Origin of the sequence: Bradyrhizobium sp. WYCCWR 13022 (assembly GCF_030435535.1) — a bacterium.
Lineage (GTDB): Bacteria > Pseudomonadota > Alphaproteobacteria > Rhizobiales > Xanthobacteraceae > Bradyrhizobium.
In genome coordinates, this window is the sequence record NZ_JAUIZJ010000002.1 from 843,911 (window position 1) to 865,535 (window position 21,625).

A 21,625-nucleotide genomic window follows, 5' to 3' on the forward strand; every position below is an offset into this window, starting at 1 on the left:
GCCCCTTACTTCAGTAACTCGGCAGCGCGCTCGGCGAAGCGGTTGGTGAAGGTCTTGGTGAGGTCGATCTTGGCGGCCGCGATCTTGGGATCGTAGTCGCTCAGGACTGCGAGCGGGACCTTGGCGGCTTCGGCGTCCATCTGGCCGGTCTGCGAGAACAGCGCCTTCGAGGCCTTCATGATCTCGATGTTCACGTCGCGATTGTCGGTCTTGTAGCCGGCAGGGATCGCATCGACGAGCTGCTCGGTCGGGACCGAGTTGATCCAGCGGTGCGTCTTCAGGAAGGCGTTGACGAGACGCTGCACCGTCTCCGGATTCTTGTCGATGAACGACTGCTGGAGATAGAGGCAGGCTGTCGGATAGATGCCGCCGAAGGCCTGCTTCGAGCCCTCGATCGTGCGCGCGTCGAACAGCGGCGCCGCGGAGCCCTTGCGTGCCAAGAGCGTCGCGACCGGATCGAAATAGACGAGCGCGTCGATGTTCTTGGCTTCGAGCGCGACCATGCCCGGCGCGCCGCTGCCGACCGCGATGATGTTGACGTCGCGCGGCCCGAGCCCGGCCTTCTTGATGTAGTAGCGCGCCATGGTGTCGGTCGACGAGCCGGGCGCCGTAATGCCGAGCTTGAGCCCCTTCAGGTCGGCTCCGGTCTTGACCTTGTCGGCAAGATCGTTGCGCACGCCAAGCAGCACGCCTGGAATGTCGTTGAGCAGGAACACGCAGGAGATCTCCTTGCCTTGCGCCTGCATCTGGATCGTGTGGTCGTAGAAGCCGACGGTGCCGTCGACCGAACCGCCGATCAGCGCCTGGAGTGCCTTCGAGCCGCCGGCCTGGAAATTCTCGACGGTGACGTCGAGCCCCTCCTCCTTGAACATGCCGAGCTTCACGCCGAGCTCGAGCGGCATGTAGTTGAGGATCTGGGAGCCGACGGCGATCTTGAGCTTCGCCTTTTCGGGTTCGCCGGCCTGCGCGGACAGGACGGAAAAACAGATCGCCGATGTGGCCAGGATCAGCCGGGTGAAAACGCGCATGCGAACCTCCATGATTATCTCGTTGTTCAATCAGACTTCGTGGGCCGGCGCGGGACGCCACACCAGCAGCCGTTTCTCGGCGCGATCGACCAGCGCATCGAGGGCGACGACGAAGGCGGACAGCACGATGATGCCGGCGAACACACCGGCGGCATCGAGCACGCCCTCGGCCTGGGCAATCAGGTGACCGAGCCCAGCCGACGAGCCGAGATACTCGGCGACCACCGCGCCCATCACGGCCATGCCGACGGAGACCCGCAAGCTCGACAAGATCCAGGTCGTGGCCGACGGCAGGTAGACGTGGCGCAGCAAGGACCATTTGGACGCGCGCAGCAGGCGGGCATTGGCGAGCACCACCGGGTTAACCTCGCGCACGCCCTGGAAGGTGTTGAAGAAGGCGACGAACAGCACCAGCGTGACGCCCAGCGCCACCTTCGAGGTCAGGCCGAGGCCGAACCAGATCACGAAGATCGGTCCGAGCAGAATGCGCGGGATGGCGTTGAACATCTTGATGAAGGGCTGCACGACCTCGGCCGCAAACGGGCTCAGGCCGAGCCATATCCCAAGCGTGGTGCCGATCGCGATCCCCGCCGCGAAGGACAGGATCGTCTCCAGCAGCGTGACGCCTACGTCGGTCCAGAAATCCGCGGTCGACATCCATTCGCCGATCCGCGCCACCAGCGTCGATGGCGCCGGAAAGAAGAACGGGTCGATCAGTCCTGCCCGCACGCCGGCTTCCCAGACCAGGAGCAGACTCAGCACGATCGCGACCTGAACGAGAACGACCTTACCCTTGCGCGGCATAGCTCTTCTCCACTTCGGCGCCGAGCAGCGACCAGATCTGACGATAGAGTGCGACGAATTCATCCGTAGTCTGGAGCGCGGATACGTCGCGCGGGCGTGGCAGCGTGATCGGGACGTCCCCGACCATGCGACTGCCCGGTCCCGCCGACATCACCACGACACGGTCAGCGAGCGTGATCGCCTCGTCGAGATCGTGGGTGATGAAGATCAGGGAGCGCCGCTCCGCCTGCCAGAGATCGAGCAGGATGCGGTGCATCAGCCGGCGGGTGTGCACGTCGAGCGCCGAAAACGGCTCGTCCATCAGGACGATCCTCGGCTCCATGATCAGGGTCTGGGCCATCGCCACGCGCTTGCGCTGGCCGCCCGACAACTGATGCGGATACCGCTCCTCAAAACCCTTCAGGCCGACCTTGGCGAGCCAGGGGCGCGCCTGCGCCCGCGCCTCTTCGACCGATTTGCCCTGAAATACGAGGCCGAGCCCGACATTGTCCTGCGCGGTCTTCCACGGCAGCAGGCCCTCCTGCTGGAGCATGTAACCGGACTGGTCGTTCAGGCCCGTGAGCGGCTTGCCGAAGATGCAGACATCCCCGGCGGCTGGCTTCAGCAATCCTGTGACGGTGTTGAGAATGGTCGACTTGCCACAGCCGGTCGGCCCGACCACAGCGACGAACTCGGCCTCGCCGACCTGGAGGTTCATGCTTTTGACGGCGGTGAAGTCGCCGAAGCGGATCATGACGTCGCGCAAATCGACGGCCGAGGCCGGCTGCCCTTCCATTGTTTCGCTCCGTAGAACCAGTTCTATTAATCGAAACCCGTAGCCCGACGCGCCACTTGAGTCAAATTAATTTCACCAAACAGAACCTGTGTGTCGGCCTTTTTATCGACTTCTGAATGTCTCCATGATATTTGTTCTGTCTGATAGAACGGGAGCAGAGATGGCCAAGACAGGGGTTGATGCGGTGGCGCGGGCGCTGGCGATCCTCAAGGCCTTTGGGCCGGAGCGCAGCGCCATGACGCTGACCGAGATCGCCGAGGCGACCGATCTCTACAAGAGCACGGTGCTTCGCCTCGCGGCGACGCTGGAGAGCGACGGCTTTCTTGTCCGCGGCGCGGACCGGCTGTTCCACCCCGGGCCAGAACTTTGGCGCCTCGGTGCGCTCTATCAGCGCGGCCTTGATCTCGGTGACCTCGTGAGACCGACGCTGCATCGCCTGGTCGAAGCGACCGGCGAAACGGCTTCGTTCTACATTGCCGACGGTGACGAGCGCATCTGCCTCTACCGGGTCAACTCCCCGCGGTCCGTCCGGCATCATCTCGACGAGGGCCAGCGACTGCCGATCGATCGCGGCGCCGCCGGTCGCGTGCTCACTGCCTATCGCGATCCCGCGTCGGCCGAAGCCAGGAAAATCCGCGAGCGCGGGTTCTACGTATCGCTCGGCGAACGTGATCCCGAGGTCGCCGCTGCCGCAGTCCCCGTGATCGATGTCCAGGGCAAGCTGCGCGGCGCCTTGTCAGTGTCCGCGATCCGGACCCGCTTCGACGCAGAGGCGCGCAAGGCCGCCGTCGACGTCCTGACTAACGAGGCCAAAGCCCTGAGCGGTCTGCTGCCCGCCGGCGAGCGCTGACGCATCGCGCGTGCCGCCGGAACGGTCAATCTGTGCCGCCGCGTCTCGAAGGCGCAGCCGCTGCCGGAGCAGTAAGCGTTGCAGACGTTCCGCGGGGCGTGAGGCGAGCCGGGCTTCGCACGCTGGTCCTGCGTCGAACCCTACCCTCGGCTGATCATCTACGGATTTTCCGATATTGGCAATATGCCCCTGTTTTGCCCGACGTGTCAACTTGTGTCGAACGACGCGTAGGGCATTGCCCCGGCAATCCTCGGCTACTGTGCATGGGGTTGTTTTCGATACTTTTTGCGCGATCGACGAATACCGCACCGCGAGACGAGCGGATTGACCCGCGCTGCCGTTCTGCCCAACAATTCGAGGCATCGGCAATCGCTGTCATCAAACTGAAACACTCGCACTCTAACCGGCTGGCGGGCCGTCTTGCCGGAGGCGACCGTCCTCCCAGAGACCTGACAAGAGCGCCATGCCCTTCAAATTCATCCACATCACCGACACGCATCTGGCGAACCCCGGGCTGAAGCTCTATGGCCTCGATCCGCGCGCCCGGCTTGATGCGGCTGTTGCCGACATCAACAAGCACCAGTCGGATGCGGCGTTTGCGGTCGTGACCGGCGACCTCACCCATTGGGGCGAGCCTGAATCCTACGCCAATTTCGCCGAGGCGATGGCCGCGCTGAAAATGCCGTACATCGCCATGGTCGGCAATCACGACAAGCGCGTGGCCTGCCTCGACGGCCTCAAGGCCGCGCCGCGCGATCCCAACGGCTTCGTGCAGGGCACCCGCACCACCGAGCACGGCCTGTTCGTCTTCCTCGACACGCTGGACGAGACCAGCCATGCCGGCGAGATGTGCGCCAGGCGCTTCGACTGGCTGGCGAAGACGCTGGCCGCCGCGCCGGCCGACCAGCCGTTCGTCGTCTTCATGCATCATCCGCCCTTCCCGGTCGGCGTGCACGCCATGGACGAGATCGCGCTGAAGCAGAGCGCCGAATTCGCCGAGGTGATCGCGCCCTATCGCGCGCGCATCCGCCATCTCTTCTTCGGCCATGTGCACCGGCCGATCTTCGGCAGCTACGGCAAGATTCCGTTCTCGACGCTGCGCGGCACCAACCACCAGGTCTGGTTCGAGCTCGACACCAACCCCGCCGACCATCTGGCGAGCCACGAGCCGCCCGCCTATGGCGTGGTGCTGATCGACGACGAAAACCTCGTCGTGCACAGCCACGACTTCCTCGACACCAGCCTGCGCTTCCCGTTCGAGCCTCCCGCCGGCGTGGACGGTCGCGACTATGCGCTCAATTTCCCGGCGCGATGACATGAGCTTCGCAGAACCCGCGGCTCTTCCGGTCGCGGCATCCGCGCCGCCGCGCCTGCGCGTCGCAAAGCGGTTCACCAGCCGCCTCAAAGCCTCGCTGCCGGCCTATCTGCTGTTGCTGCCCTCGTTGATCTTCCTTGCGCTGTTCACCTATGGCGCGATGGGACGCGTGCTGATCGATGCGCTCTATCAGCGCGCCACGCCGAAGGCGCCGCTTCGCTTCGTCGGCCTCGAGAACATCGGCGCCGTGTTGGCCGATCCCGCCTTCACCGGCGCCGTCGTCAACAACCTCATCTACGCCGTCGGCACCGCGATCCCCAGCATCGGCCTTGCGCTCCTGTTCGCGCTGGCACTCGCGCGCACCAATGTGGTCACCAGCGCGCTGCGCGCCGCGTTGTTCCTGCCGGTGCTGATCCCGATGGTGGCTGCGTCCGCGCTATTCCTGTTCATCTTCCTGCCCAATGTCGGCCTGCTCGACCACTACATCGGAGGCCTGCTGCCGGTGCTGCCGAACTGGCTCGGCGATCCCGACATCGCGCTCTACGCGATCATGATCATCACCATCTGGAAGAACGCCGGCTATTACATGCTGTTCTTCCTGGCCGGCCTCCAGGCCGTGCCGGAGGACGTGATGGAGGCGGCGCATCTCGACGGCGCCGGTCCCTTCATGCGGCTGCGCTACATCATCCTGCCGGAGCTCAAGCCGACCTTCCTGTTCGTCATCGTGATCGCCACGCTGAACGCGGTCACGCAGGTCGACCACGTCTTCGTCCTCACTCAAGGCGGTCCGTCGAACTCCACGAATCTCGTGCTGTTCTACATATACCAGCAGGCGGTCGAGCATTTCGACGTCGGCAAGGCCTCGGCCGCGACGCTGCTGACGCTCGCAGCGCTGATGGCTCTCACCGCGCTCTCGTTCCGGACCATGGCGAACCGGGAGGGCGGGCCATGAAGCTGATCGAAGCGCTCTACAAGGACGCCCCGCTCGCCACCCGCAACGAGATCACGCCGAAGCTCGGCTTCCTGCTGACGATCCTGCTCGCACTCGCCTGGCTGATCCCGTTCCTGTGGATGGGCGTCGCGACCCTGCGACCGTCCTCCGACGGCATCAATTTGATGGCCGAGCTGATGCCGAGCCTGAAGCCGACGCTCGACAATATCAGGGATGCCTGGGAGATCGGCGATTTCCCGCGCTACTTCCTCAACACCACGATCATCTGCACGGGCATCCTGCTGGTGCAGTTCGTCACGATCACCCTTGCGGGTTTTGCCTTTGCGCGGCTCGACTTCGCCGGCAAGACACCGATCTTCTATCTGTTCCTGATGCAGCTGATGCTGGTGCCGGTGCTGCTGATCGTGCCGAACCTGAGCCTGGTGGTCCAGCTCGGCCTCTACGACACGCTCGCCGGCGTGATGATGCCGTTCTTCGCCTCGGCCTTCGGCACCTTCCTGATGCGCCAGGCCTTCGAGGCGATTCCGACCGAGCTGGAAGACGCCGCGCTGATCGATGGCGCGAGCCTGATCCAGCGCATCCGCCACATCTATGTGCCGCTGTCGCTGCCAAGCTTCTCGGCCTTCGCCATCATCTCGGTCACCAGCCACTGGAACGACTTCCTTTGGCCGCTGATGGTGATCAATTCGCCGGACAAGCGACCGCTCACCGTCGGGCTCTCGGTCTTCACCAAGACCGCCGAAGGTACGCAGGACTGGGGCACCATTGCCGCCGGCACGCTGATGGTGATCGCACCGCTGCTCGTCACGTTCCTCATTTTCCAGAAGCGCTTCATCAGCTCTTTCGTCACCTCAGGCATCAAATAGGAGATTTATCGATGCTGTTCTCCCGCAGGCTCATGCTTGGCCTCGCCATGGCAGGCTCCATGGCAAGCGCCCTCGCCTTACCGGCTCACGCCGGTGAAGGTCCGACCGAGATCGACCTGTTCTTCCCCGTGCCCGTCGACGGCAAGCTCGCCCGCGACATGGGCACGCTGATCAAGGAGTTCAACGACGGTCACCCCGACATCAAGGCGACCGCGGTCTACACCGGCTCCTATGACGACACGCTGATCAAGACGCGCGCCTCGATCAAGGCCGGCAAGCCGCCGGCGGCCGTGATCATGTCGGCCAACTTCCTGCTCGACATGCAGATCGAGAATGAGCTGACCAATCTCGATCCCTTGATCAAGGCGGACGGCAGCACCAAGGAGCAGTTTCTCGGCCAGTTCTTTCCGGCGCTGAGCGGCAATGCGGTGATCAATCGCTCGGTCTATGGCGTCCCCTTCCAGAATTCGACGCCGCTGCTCTACATCAACGCCGACAAGGCCAAGGAAGCCGGCCTCGACCCGAACAAGCCGCCGCAGACCTGGGCCGAGCTCACCGACTGGGCCAAGAAGCTCACCAAGCGCGAGGGCGACAAGGTGACCCAATGGGGCATCGCGATCCCCTGCGCCTATGACTATTGCGGCTGGATGATGGAAACGCTCACCATGACCAATGGCGGGCGCTACTACAACGAGGAGTTCGGCGGCGAGGTCTACTACGATACGCCCTCGATGCTCGGCGCGCTGACCTGGTGGAGCGACCTCGTGAGCAAGCACAAGGTCCACCCACCCGGCGCCACGCCCGGTCCCGCGGTCAGCACCTCCTTCATTTCCGGCAACGCGGCGATGATGATGCTGTCGACGGGCTCGCTGACCTATGTGCGTGAGAACGCCAAGTTCAACTACAAGGTCGCGTTCATCCCGCGCAACGTCCGCAACGCCGTGCCGATCGGTGGCGCCTCGCTGATCATTCCGGCGGGCGTCGAGGCCGACAAGCAGAAGGCCGCCTGGACGCTGATCAAGTGGATGACCTCGCCGGAAAAGAGCGCCTGGTGGAGCCGCGCCACGGGTTACTTCGCGCCCAACATGGCTGCCTACAAGACGCCCGACATGGTCGATTTCCTCAACAAGAACCCGGACGCGAAGATCGCCGTCGAGCAGCTCGACGTCGCCAAGCCCTGGTTCGCGACCTACAAGACCGTACCGGTCCGCAAGAACCTCGAGGACGAGGTGATGCTGGTGCTGAACGGCAAGAAGCAGCCGAAGGAAGCCCTCGTCGCCGCCCAGAAGGCCGCCGACGAGACGCTCAAGCCGTACAACGCCGAGACCTCGCTGAAGCTGCCGTAAGACCAACGACGACGGCCAACGAACATCGGCGCTCCGTCATGCGGGGCGCCGAATTTGTTTTGGATGGTTACCCCCGTTAACCCGCCGTCCACCATCCCGTCCGGCCCTCCGCCGGTAACCATTGGAATTAACAGACCCTCAACGCACCCACGACAAATCTACCGATGTTTCTGGAGATTTCCGCCGTGGATTTGCTGGTTTTTGAGTTCCTGGGGTTGGCCCTGGTTGGCATGTGCCTGGTCGTGGTGGCACTGCCCTGCGCCCGGAAATCCTCAGGTAGGGTCCGCTACGAATAGGAATTTCGGCCGCAAGGAGTGATTCCGGGGCGATGCAAGCCTCGAATTCGCTTAGAGCCCCTTGACATCACAGCGCTTTCGGCAGAACGGCTGATACCAAGTGTCATGGGCCGTTCATGGATTTGATTACCACCACCGCTGACCTCGCGGCTGCCTGCAGCCGGCTGGCCAAGCACCCCGTCATTACCGTCGATACCGAGTTCCTGCGCGAGACCACCTATTACCCGCTGTTGTGCGTGGTGCAGATGGCCAGCCCCGAGGAAGCGATCGTCATAGATACCCTGGCCGAGGGTATCGACCTCAAGCCGTTCTTCGAGCTGATGGCCAACGAGGCCGTGCTGAAGGTGTTTCACGCCGCGCGCCAGGACATCGAGATCATCTGGCACCAGGCTAACATCATCCCTCACCCGGTGTTCGACACACAGGTTGCGGCCATGGTGCTCGGATACGGCGACAGCATCGCCTATGACGCCCTGGTCGAGAAGGTCACCGGCCATCGCCCGGACAAGACCCACCGCTTCACCGACTGGTCGCGCCGGCCGCTGACCAAGGAGCAAATGCACTACGCGGTGTCCGACGTCACGCATCTGCGCGACGTGTTCGCAGCGCTGGATGCCGATTTGAAGAAGCGCCGCCGCAGCGAATGGGTCTCGATCGAGATGGAGATCCTGACCTCGCCCAAGACCTACGACTTCCACCCCGAGCGCGCCTGGGAGCGGCTGAAGACGCGGGTTCGCAAGCCGAAGGACCTCGCCGTGCTGATGGAGGTCGCCGCCTGGCGCGAGCAGGAAGCGCAGAGCCGCGACGTGCCGCGCGGCCGCGTGCTGCGCGACGAGGCCGTCACCGACATCGCCACCCACGCGCCGAACACGCTCGAAAAGCTCGCCCATCTGCGCTCGGTCCCGAAGGGCTTTGAGAAATCCAAATGGGGCGCGGACATCGTCGCCGCCGTCGAGCGCGGGCTCAAGCGCGATTTCTCGACGCTGCCGAAGCTGGAGAAACCGCGCAACAACTCCAATGGCGCAGCCACGGTCGAGCTGTTGAAGGTGCTGCTGCGCATGACTGCCGAGCGTCACGCGGTGGCCAGCAAGGTCATCGCGACCGTCGATGATCTCGAGGAGATCGCAGCTGACGACGACGCGGACGTCCCGGCCCTGCGCGGCTGGCGCCGCGAGCTGTTCGGGGACGCCGCACTGAAGCTCAAGCGCGGCGAGCTGGCGCTCGCGATCGAGAAGGGTCGCGTGATCGGAGTTCAGCGGGTTTAGCTCGCTGCATCCGCCTCGTCGTTGCGAGCGTACCGAAGCAACCCGGACCGCCTCCGCGGAAAGATTCTGGATTGCTTCGTTCGCAATGACCGAGTTCTGCGCACCGGCTTCGCCTACGCCGGCGTGAGCTTGGCCACTTCCGGCTTCATATCATTCAACACGCCAGTGATCGCCGCCAGCAGGTCGTCGATCTGTGCCTTGGTGGTGATCAGCGGCGGGCAGATGGCGATGGCGTCGAGCATGTTGCGCGAGATGACGCCGCGCTCCTGGAGCATGCGGCTCGCCATGCCGCCGACGGCGCCGGGCGTTGCGGCCGCGGTCTTGCGGCCCTTGTCGAGCACGAGCTCGAGCGCTGCGATCATGCCGACGCCGCGAACCTCGCCGACCAGCGAATGGCTGGCGAGCTCACGTAAGCGGCTCTGCATGTAGCCGCCGAGTTCGGCGGCATGCGCGACGAGGCCGCGCTCCTCGATGATCTTGAGGTTTTCCAGCGCAATCGCCGAGCCGACCGGATGGCCGCCGGCAGTGAAACCGTGGCCGAGCACGCCGATCTTGTTGCTCTCGTCCGCAATCGGCTCGAACATGCGGTCGTTCATGATGATGGCCGACAGCGGGAAATAGCTCGAGGTGATCTGCTTGGAGACCACCATCGCGTCGGGCTTGATGCCATAGGTTTCACAACCGAACATCTTGCCAGTGCGTCCGAAGCCGCAGATCACCTCGTCGGCGACCAGCAGGATGTCGTACTTCTTCAACACCGCCTGGATCTTGTCCCAATAGGAGGCCGGGGGCACCACGACGCCGCCCGCCCCCATCACCGGCTCGCCGAAGAAGGCCGCGATCGTATCAGGCCCTTCCTTCTGGATCAGCGCGTCGAGCTCCTCGGCCCGGCGCGTCGCGAAGGCTTCCTCGGTCTCGCCGGGCGCGCCGTCCTTGTAGAAATGCGGCGAGCCCGTGTGCAGGATGTTCGGCAGCGGCAGGTCGAACGAACGATGGTTGTTGGGCAGGCCGGTAAGGCTTGCGGATGCAATGGTGACGCCGTGATAGGCGCGCATGCGGCTGATGATCTTCTTGCGCTGGGGCTGGCCGAGCGAATTCGAACGATACGCGATCAGCTTGAGGACAGTGTCGTTGGCTTCCGAACCGGAATTGGTGAAGAACACCTTGCTCATGGGCACCGGCGCGAGCGCGACCAGCTTCTCTGCGAGGTCAATCGACGGCCCGTGCGATTTGGCGGAGAACGTATGGTAGAACGGCAGCGCCTGCATCTGCTTGTGCGCGGCCTCGACCAGCCGCTTCTCGTTGAAGCCGAGCCCGACGCTCCACAGGCCTGCCATCGCTTCGAAATAGCGCTTGCCCGACGCATCGAACACGTAGGGCCCCTCGCCGCGCTCGATCACAAGGGGACCCGCCTGCTGATGCGCGCGCGCATTGGTGTAGGCGTGGAGCTGGTAAGCCACATCCCGGGCTTCTTGCGAATTGGGCAGCATGGACATTTGCAGGGATCCCTTGAGTCATGACGTCGCCGGCACGGCCGACGTCACCACTTGGCTATTGCGACGGGACAAAACTTGCAACGCCAATTCGTCGGCAGCAAGCGCTCAGCAGCGTTGCACAAAGCCGCACCAGGGACAGTGTTCAGGCCGCGCCGTCGTCATTTCCGTCGTCGGCTGCGGCCTCCCTTACCTCGACCAGCGCCATCGACAGCAAATAGACGGTCGTGGGCAGGCCAACCCGGCGCGCCGTCTCGACGGCCCGCGACAGCTCGCTCGCCAGTTCCTTGAGCTCGTCCTCCCGCAACAATGTCCCACCCCATCCATCCGCCGATCGGGTCTGCCTAGACCGCGACGGCGCCGCTGGTTCTGATCAGCTCGGCGCTGGACTGGAGTGTAGCAAAGTTGGCGATGACATCCACCACCGACTGTCGGTAGACGGCCGCCTCGCTTGTGCCCGGCTGCCGACAGGCCACGGCATCGGTGACCACCTGATAGCGGTGGCTGCGATGAAACCCCTCGATGGCGGTGGCCAGAATGGTCTCGTCGAGGGAAAAGCCCGTCAGCACGCAGCGCAGATTGCGGACGCTGGATACGTAGTCGGCGAAACGGGAGGAGCTGTAAGCCGACGGCAACGCGTGCTCGAACGTCATCTCGCCCGGCCTGGGTTTCGCCTCCGCAATCCAATCAGTCAGCCTGGATGACGGATTGAACCACGTCGCCTCCGCGATGCGTTTCAAATGCATCACCGGCCAGAGATTGCTCCGCCACAACGCCAGCAACTCCAGGCAGCGAATGATCGTGACGTCGCCGTCGAGAATGACGTGGCGACGCCCCGGGATCAGATATTCCACCTGAAGGTCGGCGCAGACCAGAACCAGCGGATCGTCGTGGGACACCGGCATTGTCTTGCGCAGAGCTGCACCCGTTTCAGCGGTCGGCGAGCGCGAGGTCCCGCAGCGGCGAAGTGACCGCGCGCCCCGCCGAGGCGTCGAGCACCCCCGGACGATCCCAGTCGCCCTCCGGGCGAATGATCACATAGGGATCGCTGTCCAGCGTGATGGCGTCCGGCCCCGGCTCGATCTCCAGCAACATTTCCGTATAGGAAAAGTCCGAGAAGGTGATCTTGCGGTTGTGGCCGAGCGGCTTGGCGCCGAAATGAGCCCAGAAGTCGACCAGCCGATCCTGCGCCTGGCCATAGATCTTGCGGAACCCCTTGCGCTTCACATAGTCCACGCTCGCCTGCACCAGCTTGAACGAGACGCGCGAGCGTCGATACTGGTGCCGCACCGCAAGCCGCTCCACCTTGGCGAAATCGCCGAAGAACCGCACGCGCAGGCAACCCGCCGGCTCGTTGCCGACATAGCCGATGAAATGCGCGGCAACCATGTCGTTGCCGTCGAACTCCTCGTCGAACGGACAATCCTGCTCGGCGAGATAGACCGCGGAGCGAATGGCCGTGACCAGCATGAGATCGCTTGGATCGCGCGCAAGACGGATGGTGATTGCGCGGGAGTCAGGCTTGGCGAGGGGAATCCTAGTGCCGTGCATCTGCATAACTCCTTGCTTGGATGATCGCGCCCGGCATCCGCATCGGCTGCCGATGCCAAGGGCGCTCGTAACACCACAGGTCGGGCTGGAAGCTCGAGATCGGCGCAAATCCCGTTGCCCTCATGATCTCGCGGCCGGCTGCGGTCGACGGCTGCGCATAGCAATCGGCGCCGCGAAATCTCGTCTGCCGCAGATGAGCCGCGGCCTTGCCAAGACCAGCGATGCCGCGGCCCGTCGTCGCGATTGCCCAGATGTAGATGGCGGCCACGTCGTCATTCGCGGAAGCGAGATAGCGTGTCTCGGGCGCGGTCAGACAGATATCGTCCAGCATCAGCGCATCATGTCCGCAGTCATTCAGGAACAGGAAAGCCATGCCGCCGAGCAGATTGCCTTTCCGGGTAAACGTCAGGATGCTCTGGGGATCGAAGGCCAGATATCTCGCGAGCTCAACCGCCCCAATCTGCACACCCGGCACCAGTCGGTGCGCCATCTCGGAAAGTGCGGCGATTTCGGAAAATTGCGCGCAACGGACATCCACGTCCGGGCTCAGCGGCAAGGCATCGAAATCATGCCTCGCGGCAAACGAGCCCCTTTCCATACTCATGTCGTCCCTCTATCGTCCAGGGGTTTTGAACGCCGCCACGAGCAGGAGCTTAGCGGCTGGAGATCAGGAGTATGCAGCAAGTATTGCACCGGGGTGCTGCAATGATGCAGCACCATGAAGAAGCGCTAAATGCGTCCTGGGACGATTTGAAACTCTTTTTAGCTTGCGCAAAATCTAAAAGTTTCCGCAACGCGGCCGAGGAACTCGGGCTCACCTCCACCACATTGATGCGCAGGATCGACCGGCTCGAAGAGAGCATCGGTTGCAAGCTTTTCCTGCGTGACCAGAGCGGGCTCACGCTCAGCGACGAGGGCACCGCGATGATTGCCGACGTCGCGCACATGGAACGTCACGCCTTCAACGTCTTCCGCCGCGCCTCGCGCTCGTCGAACGACACATCGGGCACCGTACGCGTCGCGGTGACGGAAGGTCCCGGCAATTTCTGGATCCTGCCGCGGCTGATCGATTTCCAGAAGACCTACCGCAAGATCACCGTCGACCTGCGTTGCGCCATGGAACAAGCGGATGTGGCGCGCCTGGAGTCGGACATCGCGATTCAACTCGAGCCGCCGACCAATCCCGATCTCATCGTCGCCAAGCTGGGTCGTTTGCACATCTATCCGTTCGTCTCGAAAGACTATGCGGATCTTTACGGCGTACCGGCGACGCTCGCCGAATTGCCGAGTCACCGCATCGTCAAGCAGAGCGCACCGCAGGTCGACGACGGCGCTTACGCCCGCGTGCTCGGGTTGAAGTCGCTGGAGGGCATCGTCGGGATCAAGACCAATTCTTCGGTGGGCGTGCTCTACGCGGTCGAGCGCGGCGCGGGCATCGGCTTCCTGCCAACGGTGTCAATCGCCCTCGGTGCGCCCCTCGTCGCCGTCGACCTGGGCGTCAGCCACCACGCCGACCTCTGGCTGACCTATCACAAGGAGTTCCGCGCCTCCGAGCGGCACAAGATCGTGGTCGACTGGCTGAAGAAGATCTTCGACCCCAAGACCTATCCCTGCTTCCGCGACGAATTCATCCATCCGAACGCGCTGGTGCCTATGATGACGGCGGCGCGAGAAGGCTTTGGATTGACCGGCTATGTCGCGGCGACGCCGACGTAGAGTCGAACGCGCGGCGTCTCACCACCGATACTCGAAGCCGACGGTGCCTTGGTGCGACGTCAGTTCGTTGCGGAACTTGCCGTCGTAGTTGACGTAGAGGCGCGCGGTGTTGGTGAGGCTGAGCGAGGCCGACGCCCCGGCGTCCATGCCGTAGCGACTCTCACCGATGCCCGGGACGATGATGTTCTGGGTCCCGAGGCTGACCTGCACCGAGCCCAAATCCTGATAAAAATTATCGACGAACTTGCCATAGGCCGAAAGGTCCAGAATCTTCCGGTCGAAAATGAAATACCGCCCGATTTCGGCGCCGATCATGACGCGCGCGCGCGCGATCGCGCTCGAGCCGACGGTAAGCGGGTCGAGGCCGCCGGCCTCCTGGAATGCTGCGCCCGTGGCGCGCACATATTCGAGCGCCCCCTTGGGCACGATGCGCATCTGGTCTTTGGTCCAGTAATAGCTGATCTCGGTCAGCGCGCCGTCGACCGCCGCGCGATAGCCCGCCGTCGCGAAGCCAAAGCCGGTGTCCCTGATGGAATGGACCTTGCCGAAGCCGTGGACGACCGCGAAGGCCCAGGTCCAAGGCCCCTTGTCGATGGAACCGTTGAAACCGATCTGGGTCAGATCGAGGGTCGCAGACTGGAGCGCAAGCGGCACGTCGATGTCGGTATGGCTCTGGTCGACGGAGAAACCGAGATTGACACCCGGCACGATGCGCGCCCCGAAGCCTGCGACGCCGCCGAACGTCTTGCGCTTGTCGCCGACGAAATCGCCCTGCGGATCGGTCCGCATCGAAATGCCGTAACCCTCGTACCAGGTGCGGTAGCGCGGATCCTCGGTACTCTCGGACGCGCCGCCCCCACCCGGATTGGTGCGCGACGCCCGGTTGATTCCGCCGGAGGCCTGGTTGCCGAGCCGCTCGAGGAAGTTCGAGCCGAGATCCAGCGCACTGTTGCCGGCCGACTGGTCGTAATTGGTCGACGTCGGATTCGGAGACGGTATGGGCGTCGGAGACGCTGCCGGCGTCGGGGTCTGCGCGAAACCTGATGTCGCCGGTATCATCACCACAACCGCAAGGGCCAAGGCGAGTGCCGTCACGATCCGGCGGACACGGTCCAGCCCGATCGTCTGCCGTATCCCCTGGGGCTGCGGAGTGCAGCACATGACGACTAATCCCGAAGCAAAAAAGCTGCCCGCAAGAATGCAACACGGACGGCGAGCAGGTGCGGCGATTTGTGCCGAACTGCCACGAGGGGTCAACCGTTGGGCAGGATGTCGCCGGGGCAATTGCGCCTGATTGTGGTTCCGCTGCCACAGGTCGCAAATTGCAGCGGTACATTTTCGATACGGTCTTGAAATTCGCGCGCGGCTTGCTAGCGCGCAAATTTCGTGTTGGAATACCATACACAATCGGAATTGGCCGCTCGACTGTGCGTTTCGCGACAGCCTCAAGACTCGAACAGACTTCCGGAAGCCCGTTTGTGACGTGGCACGCGAAACAGCGGCCGCGTCTTTTTAGTATCTAGCGGAGGAGACTAACGATGCCACAAAAGGGCACCGTCAAATGGTTCAACCCCACCAAGGGTTACGGGTTCATCAAGCCAAACGGCGGCGACAAGGACGTGTTCGTCCACATCTCCGCAGTCGAGCGTGCCGGACTCTCGACCCTGAATGAGAACCAGGTGGTTGAATACGACCTCGTGGAGAACCGCGGCAAATCGTCCGCGGAGAACCTCAAGGTCTCCTGATTTCTCTCGACGCTAAGCGCGAGAGATCATGACGTTGCCCCCGGCTCTGCCGGGGGATTTTGTTTTGGAGGACGAAATGCAGGCCGCGCTTCAGTTCGCCACCGGCGCGATCAGGAAATTCTCTGACGCCGAACTGCCCGTCGTCTTGCAGACATCGCCCTCGATCTTGACCTTGCCGGTCGCAAGCAGGCTCAGCGCCGCCGGATAGATGCGATGCTCGACTTCGAGGATGCGCTCGGACAGCGTCTCCGCCGTATCGTGATCGCTGACGGGCACTGCACCCTGCATCACGATCGGACCGGCATCGGTCTCGGGGATCACGAAGTGCACCGTCGCGCCAGACAGCTTGACGCCGGCGCGCAAGGCCTGACCATGCGGATCGAGGCCGGGGAAGGACGGCAGCAGGGAGGGATGGATATTCAGCATCCGCCCGTACCATGCCTTCGCGAACTCGGCCGTGAAGAGGCGCATGAAACCGCCGAGACAAATCAGCTCGATGCCGTTCTCATCAAGGGCTGCCTGCAATACCGCTTCAAAGCCGGCGCGGTCCTTGCCGAATGGCTTGCTCTCGATCACCAGCGTCTTCGCGCCGGCCGCCTTGGCCCGTTCGAGGCCAAGCGCATCGGCCTTGTTCGAGATGACGAGCGAAATCTCCGCCGGAAAATCCGCGGCGCTGGCTGCCTTGATCAGCGCGGACATGTTGGAACCACGGCCGGAGATCAGGATGGCGACGCGGCGCTTCATCACAGCGCCAGATCGAGATGGCCGTTATAGACGACGCGGTTCTCGCCCTCGGCCGGGATTACGGTACCGAGCCGCGCCACGGTCTCGCCGGCATCTGTGAAGACACGCACGACCTCGTCGACCTTCTCGGGCTGGACGATCGCGATCATGCCTATGCCGCAGTTGAACGTGCGCAGCATCTCGAGTTCGGCAATGCCGGCCTGGGCTGCAAGCCATTTGAACACCGGCAGCACCGGCAAACGGGCGAGATCGATGCCGACGCCGAGATTCTTCGGCAGCACGCGGGGAATGTTATCGGTAAAGCCGCCGCCGGTGATATGGGCGAGGCCCTTCACCGCACCGGTCTCGCGGATCGCCCGCAGGCAGGATTTGACGTAGAGCCGGGTCGGCGTCAGCAGCGCGCCACCCAGCGTCATCACCGGCGCAAACGGCGCCTGCGCCTCGAAGCCGAGGCCGGACTGTTCCACGATCTTGCGCACCAGCGAGAAGCCGTTGGAGTGGACGCCCGACGAGGCGAGGCCAATCACGGCGTCGCCCGCGGCGATGTCCTTGCGCGGCAACAAGGTGCCACGCTCCGTGGCGCCTACGGCAAAACCGCCGAGATCGTAGTCGCCGTCCTTGTAGAGGCCGGGCATTTCGGCGGTCTCGCCGCCGATCAGAGCGCAGCCGGACTCGCGGCAGCCTTCGGCGACGCCGGCGACGATCGCAGCCGTCGCCTCCGGGTCGAGCTTACCGCAGGCGAAATAGTCCAGGAAGAACAGCGGCTCGGCACCCTGGACCACGAGGTCGTTGACGCTCATCGCGACGAGGTCGATGCCGATTCCGCCATGCAGGCCGGTCTCGATCGCGATCTTGACCTTGGTCCCGACGCCGTCGGTGGCCGCAACCAGGACGGGGTCCTTGAATCCGGCCGCCTTGAGGTCGAACAAGCCGCCGAATCCGCCGATCTCGGCGTCGGCGCCCGGCCGTGCGGTGGCGCGCACCATCGGCTTGATCAGGTCGACGAGGCGGTTGCCCGCGTCGATATCCACGCCTGAATCGGCGTAGGTGAGGCCGTTTTTGCGGTCGGTCATGCCCGATTTCCAGTGGGTTTGCGGCTGGTTACGTCGAATTCCGGGGACACGCAATGGCAAGCGTGGCGCCCCGCCCTATACTATGTAGATATCAACCGGTTCAGCCTCCAAGGGCCGGATTTCGAGGTCAAGTCGGGTGCCGGGAAGCGCCGCGTGAGTATTCCGAACATCATTACCCTGGGCCGCATCATGCTGGTCCCGATCATCGTCTGGGCCATCGTGTCGAGCCAAATGGAGGTGGCATTCGCCGTCTTCCTGATCGCGGGCTTCAGCGACGCGGTCGACGGTTTCCTCGCCAAGCGCTTCAACATGGCCAGCGAACTCGGCGCCCTGCTCGACCCGCTGGCCGACAAGGCACTGCTGGTGTCGATCTACCTGTCGCTCGGCATCTGGGGCGACATCCCCCGCTGGATCGTGATCCTGGTGGTCTCCCGCGACATCATGATCGTCACCGCGGTGATCGTGTCCTGGCTGTTCGACAAGCCGGTCGAGATGAGGCCCTCGAAGGTCTCCAAGCTCAACACAGCCGCACAGGTCGCGTACGCGGCGCTGGTGCTGGCCGCGCTCGCCTTCGGCTTCAAGCCGGCGCCCTATGATATAATCCTGATGGGCTTCGTCACGCTGTTCACGCTGTCCTCCGTATCGCTCTATCTGGTCGAGTGGCTGCGGCACATGAGCACGATCGAAGCCAAATGAGAGGGACGCGGCCCCGTAAAAGGCCAACTCCCGATCGAATAAATCGAATCTCTTTCAGTTGGCGCCGGCGTGCCGGCACGGAGCAGAGCAAGCGTGGCAGGCCGCGTACACCCCCGACAATTGGCATTTTCGCTTCCGCATGCGGAAAGCCTCAGCCGGGACAATTTCCTCGAGGGCCCTGCCAACGCCGCCGGCCTTGCCCTGATCGACGGCTGGCCTGAATGGCCAAACCGGATCATGTGGCTCGCCGGACCCGAAGGCTCAGGCAAGAGCCATCTCGCCGCGATCTGGGCCGAGGTATCAGGCGCCCGCTCCACCACTGCCAATGCGCTGAGCGCCCCTGACGTGCCCGGCGCGCTCGCGACCGGCGCGCTGGTGGTCGAGGATCTCAAAGCCGGTGATTTTGACGAGCGCGCCCTTTTCCATCTGATGAACCTCGCCCGCGAGGACGGCGCCTACATGCTGTTCACCGGACGTGAGCCGCCGGCGGCAATCGAAGTCGAGCTCCGCGACCTCAGATCCCGGTTTCGGACGATTCCCCTTATTTCGCTGCTGCCGCCTGACGACCAGCTGTTCCGCGGCCTGATCATCAAGTTCTGCGCCGACCGCCAGCTCACGGTGGACGAAACCGTGGTGAGCTACCTCGCGACCCGGCTCGAGAGGTCCTCAGCCGCGGCCAGGCGCGCCGTGGAACTGCTCGATTGCGAGGCTCTGCGGCTTGGCCGCCCCGTCACCCGTGCGCTCGCCGCTGAGTTGCTTCGCGACGTCTGACCGCCAGGCGGCGCTTGGCCCCCAGGCCCGCTTGACGCGGCGCTGCGGCGGAACATCAATGTCATCGAAACGTCATCGCACTAACACATGCTCCGGCCGGTTTTGCGCATAAGTCGCAAATTGGGGCAAACTGGATGGACCGACTTCTCATGGACTCCGCGCAAGCTGTTGAAACAAAAGAGAAAGCAACGGAGACCGAGAGCCTGCCGGCGATCGCCTCGAGCCCTGAGCGATTCATCAATCGCGAGCTGTCCTGGCTGCATTTCAACCGCCGCGTCCTTGAGGAATCGGTCAACGCCAGCCACCCCATGCTGGAGCGGGTGCGATTCCTGTCGATTTCGGCAAATAACCTCGACGAGTTCTTCATGGTCCGCGTTGCCGGCATCAAGGCGCAGGTCCGCGAGGGCATTGCCGAGCGCGCACCTGACGGCCTGACCCCGTCCGAGCAGCTCGCCCTGATCAACCGCACCGTGTCGCAGCTTGCCAGCGATCAGCAGGCGATCTGGCGCGACCTGCGGGGCACGCTCGCCGATGTCGGCATCGTGCTGGTCGACGGCAAGGAGGTCACCAAGGCGGAGCGGACCTGGCTCGAGGACTACTTCCTCAACAACGTGTTCCCGCTGCTGACGCCGCTGGCGATCGATCCGGCCCACCCCTTCCCGTTCATCCCGAGCCTCGGCTTCACCATCGCGCTCCAGCTGACGCGCGAGGCCGACGGCAAACCGATGAACGCGCTGATCCGCATGCCCGGCAAGATCGACCGCTTCATCCGCCTGCCGGCCGAGGGCAAGGTTCGCTTGATCTCGCTGGAGCAGTTGACCGGCCTGTTTATCAACCGCCTGTTTCCGGGCTACAGCCTCCACGGCCAGGGCGCCTTCCGCATCATCCGCGACTCCGAGCTCGAAATCGAGGAAGAGGCCGAAGATCTCGTCCGCCTGTTCGAGACCGCGCTGAAGCGCCGCCGCCGCGGATCGGTGATCCGGCTCGAAATCGACGCCAAGATGCCGGAGCAGCTGCGCAGCTTCGTGCAACACGCCCTGTCCGCCGCCGACGACGAGGTGTTCCTGGTCGACGGCGTGCTCGCCATGAACGAGCTGTCGCAGCTCACCCGGCTCGACCGGCCCGACCTCGAATTCACCCCTTACGTGCCGCGCCATCCCGAGCGCGTGCGCGAGCATGGCGGCGACATCTTCGCCGCCATCAGGCAGAAGGACCTGATCGTCCATCATCCCTACGAATCCTTCGACGTGGTGGTGCAGTTCCTGCAACAAGCCGCGCGCGACCCTGACGTCGTCGCGATCAAGCAGACGCTCTATCGCACCTCCAACAATTCGCCGATCGTGCGCGCCCTCGCCGAAGCGGCCGAAGCCGGCAAGTCCGTGACCGCGCTGATCGAGCTGAAGGCGCGCTTCGACGAAGAGGCCAATATCCGCTGGGCGCGCGACCTGGAACGTGCCGGCGTGCAGGTCGTCTACGGCTTCCTCGAATTGAAGACGCACGCAAAGCTCTCGATGGTGGTGCGCCGCGAGGGCGGCAGTCTCACCACCTACGTCCATACCGGCACCGGCAACTATCACCCGGTGACCGCGCGTATTTATACGGACCTCTCCTACTTCACCTCAGAACCGACCATCGGCCGCGACGCTGCGCGCGTGTTCAACTTCATCACGGGCTACGCCGCGCCGAGCGATCTGGAAAAGATGGCGGTCTCGCCGCTGACCCTGCGCAAGCGCATCATCGAGCATATCCAGGGCGAGACCGAGCACGCCCGTCACGGCAAGCCTGGTGCGGTCTGGATGAAGATGAATGCGCTCGTCGACCCCGACATCATCGACGCGCTTTACGAAGCGTCACAGGCCGGCGTGCAGGTCGAGCTGGTGGTACGCGGTATCTGTTGCCTCAGGCCCGGAATCCCTGGCCTGTCGGAAAACATCCGCGTCAAGTCGATCATTGGGCGTTTCCTGGAACACGGCCGAATCTACTGCTTCGGCATGGGCCAGGGCCTGCCGAGCGCGAAAGCGGCTGTGTATATCTCGTCGGCCGATATGATGCCGCGCAACCTCGACCGCCGCGTCGAGGTGCTGTGTCCGCTGCAAAATCCCACGGTGCATCAGCAGGTTCTCGAACAGATCATGGTCGCGAACCTGAAGGACAATGAGCAGAGCTGGCAATTGTTGCCGGACGGGTCCTCAACGCGTATGAAGGCCGCGAAGGGCGAGGAGCCTTTCAACGTGCACAATTACTTCATGACAAATCCGAGTCTGTCTGGCCGTGGAAAGTCGCTCAAGGAATCCTCGCCGCGCCGTCTCACGCGCCGAAACGAACGCCATCAGTCCTGA

At 63.7% G+C, this 21,625-nt stretch carries 22 protein-coding genes; 11 read left to right on the forward strand and 11 right to left on the reverse strand.

Annotated elements, in window-relative coordinates; all coding sequences use genetic code 11:
• Positions 1-5: 5 nt before the first annotated feature.
• The 3 genes from QY049_RS05185 to QY049_RS05195 are packed head-to-tail and all read right to left on the reverse strand — an operon-like array spanning position 6 to position 2,607.
• A complete protein-coding gene (locus QY049_RS05185; protein WP_301269143.1) occupies positions 6-1,028 on the reverse strand; it encodes an ABC transporter substrate-binding protein in 1,023 nt (340 codons plus the stop codon).
• Between the two features lie 30 nt (positions 1,029-1,058).
• The gene (locus tag QY049_RS05190) at positions 1,059-1,832 is read right to left on the reverse strand and encodes an ABC transporter permease (protein ID WP_194476241.1); all 774 of its coding nucleotides are present in this window, start codon (positions 1,830-1,832) and stop codon (positions 1,059-1,061) included.
• Positions 1,816-2,607, reverse strand: coding sequence for an ABC transporter ATP-binding protein (locus QY049_RS05195; RefSeq protein WP_258761948.1), 792 nt, complete (start codon positions 2,605-2,607; stop codon positions 1,816-1,818). The genes QY049_RS05190 and QY049_RS05195 overlap by 17 nt, the downstream gene beginning before the upstream one ends.
• 160 nt (positions 2,608-2,767) lie before the next feature.
• Between QY049_RS05195 and QY049_RS05200 the strand changes: the two genes are divergently transcribed.
• The 6 genes from QY049_RS05200 to rnd all read left to right on the forward strand — a co-directional run bounded on the left by QY049_RS05200 (position 2,768) and on the right by rnd (position 9,497).
• Positions 2,768-3,457 carry an IclR family transcriptional regulator gene (locus QY049_RS05200; protein ID WP_258761949.1) on the forward strand — a complete coding sequence of 230 codons (690 nt, stop codon included), beginning with the start codon at positions 2,768-2,770 and terminating at the stop codon, positions 3,455-3,457.
• Positions 3,458-3,920: 463 nt separating this feature from the next.
• Positions 3,921-4,772 (forward strand): phosphodiesterase, encoded by an 852-nt coding sequence (locus QY049_RS05205; protein WP_301269144.1) that lies wholly within the window; start codon positions 3,921-3,923, stop codon positions 4,770-4,772.
• Between the two features lies 1 nt (position 4,773).
• On the forward strand, positions 4,774-5,724 hold the full coding sequence (locus QY049_RS05210; RefSeq protein ID WP_301269145.1) for a carbohydrate ABC transporter permease: 951 nt from the start codon (positions 4,774-4,776) through the stop codon (positions 5,722-5,724).
• Positions 5,721-6,590 carry a carbohydrate ABC transporter permease gene (locus QY049_RS05215; RefSeq protein ID WP_301269146.1) on the forward strand — a complete coding sequence of 290 codons (870 nt, stop codon included), beginning with the start codon at positions 5,721-5,723 and terminating at the stop codon, positions 6,588-6,590. Before QY049_RS05210 ends, QY049_RS05215 begins: the two co-directional genes overlap by 4 nt.
• A gap of 11 nt (positions 6,591-6,601) precedes the next feature.
• The gene (locus tag QY049_RS05220; protein ID WP_301269147.1) at positions 6,602-7,936 is read left to right on the forward strand and encodes an ABC transporter substrate-binding protein; all 1,335 of its coding nucleotides are present in this window, start codon (positions 6,602-6,604) and stop codon (positions 7,934-7,936) included.
• Positions 7,937-8,348: 412 nt separating this feature from the next.
• Positions 8,349-9,497: a ribonuclease D gene (rnd, locus tag QY049_RS05225; protein WP_194476248.1), complete on the forward strand. Its 1,149-nt coding sequence runs from the start codon at positions 8,349-8,351 to the stop codon at positions 9,495-9,497.
• Between the two features lie 113 nt (positions 9,498-9,610).
• Here rnd and QY049_RS05230 read toward each other — a convergent pair whose 3' ends face one another.
• From QY049_RS05230 to QY049_RS05250, 5 genes are all read right to left on the reverse strand, one after another.
• Positions 9,611-10,993 carry an aspartate aminotransferase family protein gene (locus tag QY049_RS05230; RefSeq protein WP_301269148.1) on the reverse strand — a complete coding sequence of 461 codons (1,383 nt, stop codon included), beginning with the start codon at positions 10,991-10,993 and terminating at the stop codon, positions 9,611-9,613.
• Between the two features lie 142 nt (positions 10,994-11,135).
• A complete protein-coding gene (locus QY049_RS05235) occupies positions 11,136-11,300 on the reverse strand; it encodes a hypothetical protein (RefSeq protein ID WP_258761954.1) in 165 nt (54 codons plus the stop codon).
• A gap of 34 nt (positions 11,301-11,334) precedes the next feature.
• A complete protein-coding gene (locus QY049_RS05240) occupies positions 11,335-11,895 on the reverse strand; it encodes an isochorismatase family protein (RefSeq protein WP_301269149.1) in 561 nt (186 codons plus the stop codon).
• 25 nt (positions 11,896-11,920) lie between these two features.
• Positions 11,921-12,541 carry a GNAT family N-acetyltransferase gene (locus QY049_RS05245; protein WP_194476252.1) on the reverse strand — a complete coding sequence of 207 codons (621 nt, stop codon included), beginning with the start codon at positions 12,539-12,541 and terminating at the stop codon, positions 11,921-11,923.
• Positions 12,528-13,145 carry a hypothetical protein gene (locus QY049_RS05250; RefSeq protein ID WP_301269150.1) on the reverse strand — a complete coding sequence of 206 codons (618 nt, stop codon included), beginning with the start codon at positions 13,143-13,145 and terminating at the stop codon, positions 12,528-12,530. Before QY049_RS05250 ends, QY049_RS05245 begins: the two co-directional genes overlap by 14 nt.
• 71 nt (positions 13,146-13,216) lie before the next feature.
• Between QY049_RS05250 and QY049_RS05255 the strand changes: the two genes are divergently transcribed.
• Entirely contained in the window at positions 13,217-14,257 is a 1,041-nt protein-coding gene (locus QY049_RS05255) for a LysR family transcriptional regulator (protein ID WP_258761957.1), read from the forward strand.
• 18 nt (positions 14,258-14,275) lie between these two features.
• Here the strand turns inward: QY049_RS05255 and QY049_RS05260 are convergent, their stop codons facing one another.
• The gene (locus QY049_RS05260) at positions 14,276-15,418 is read right to left on the reverse strand and encodes an autotransporter outer membrane beta-barrel domain-containing protein (protein ID WP_301269151.1); all 1,143 of its coding nucleotides are present in this window, start codon (positions 15,416-15,418) and stop codon (positions 14,276-14,278) included.
• 377 nt (positions 15,419-15,795) lie between these two features.
• On the opposite strand from QY049_RS05260, the gene QY049_RS05265 reads away from it, so the two are divergent.
• Positions 15,796-16,002, forward strand: a complete 207-nt coding sequence (locus QY049_RS05265; RefSeq protein WP_008551638.1) for a cold-shock protein — start codon at positions 15,796-15,798, stop codon at positions 16,000-16,002.
• A gap of 90 nt (positions 16,003-16,092) precedes the next feature.
• Here QY049_RS05265 and purN read toward each other — a convergent pair whose 3' ends face one another.
• A complete protein-coding gene (gene purN, locus QY049_RS05270) occupies positions 16,093-16,746 on the reverse strand; it encodes a phosphoribosylglycinamide formyltransferase (protein ID WP_194476256.1) in 654 nt (217 codons plus the stop codon).
• A complete protein-coding gene (gene purM, locus QY049_RS05275; protein WP_301269152.1) occupies positions 16,746-17,819 on the reverse strand; it encodes a phosphoribosylformylglycinamidine cyclo-ligase in 1,074 nt (357 codons plus the stop codon). Before purM ends, purN begins: the two co-directional genes overlap by 1 nt.
• 153 nt (positions 17,820-17,972) lie before the next feature.
• Here purM and QY049_RS05280 point away from each other — a divergent pair, with 153 nt between their 5' ends.
• From QY049_RS05280 to QY049_RS05290, 3 genes are all read left to right on the forward strand, one after another.
• Positions 17,973-18,515, forward strand: coding sequence for a CDP-alcohol phosphatidyltransferase family protein (locus QY049_RS05280; RefSeq protein WP_258761960.1), 543 nt, complete (start codon positions 17,973-17,975; stop codon positions 18,513-18,515).
• A 93-nt stretch (positions 18,516-18,608) separates the two neighbouring features.
• Complete coding sequence (locus QY049_RS05285; RefSeq protein WP_301269153.1) at positions 18,609-19,286, forward strand: DnaA/Hda family protein; 678 nt, start codon at positions 18,609-18,611, stop codon at positions 19,284-19,286.
• Positions 19,287-19,435: 149 nt separating this feature from the next.
• Positions 19,436-21,625, forward strand: a complete 2,190-nt coding sequence (locus tag QY049_RS05290; RefSeq protein ID WP_258766977.1) for an RNA degradosome polyphosphate kinase — start codon at positions 19,436-19,438, stop codon at positions 21,623-21,625.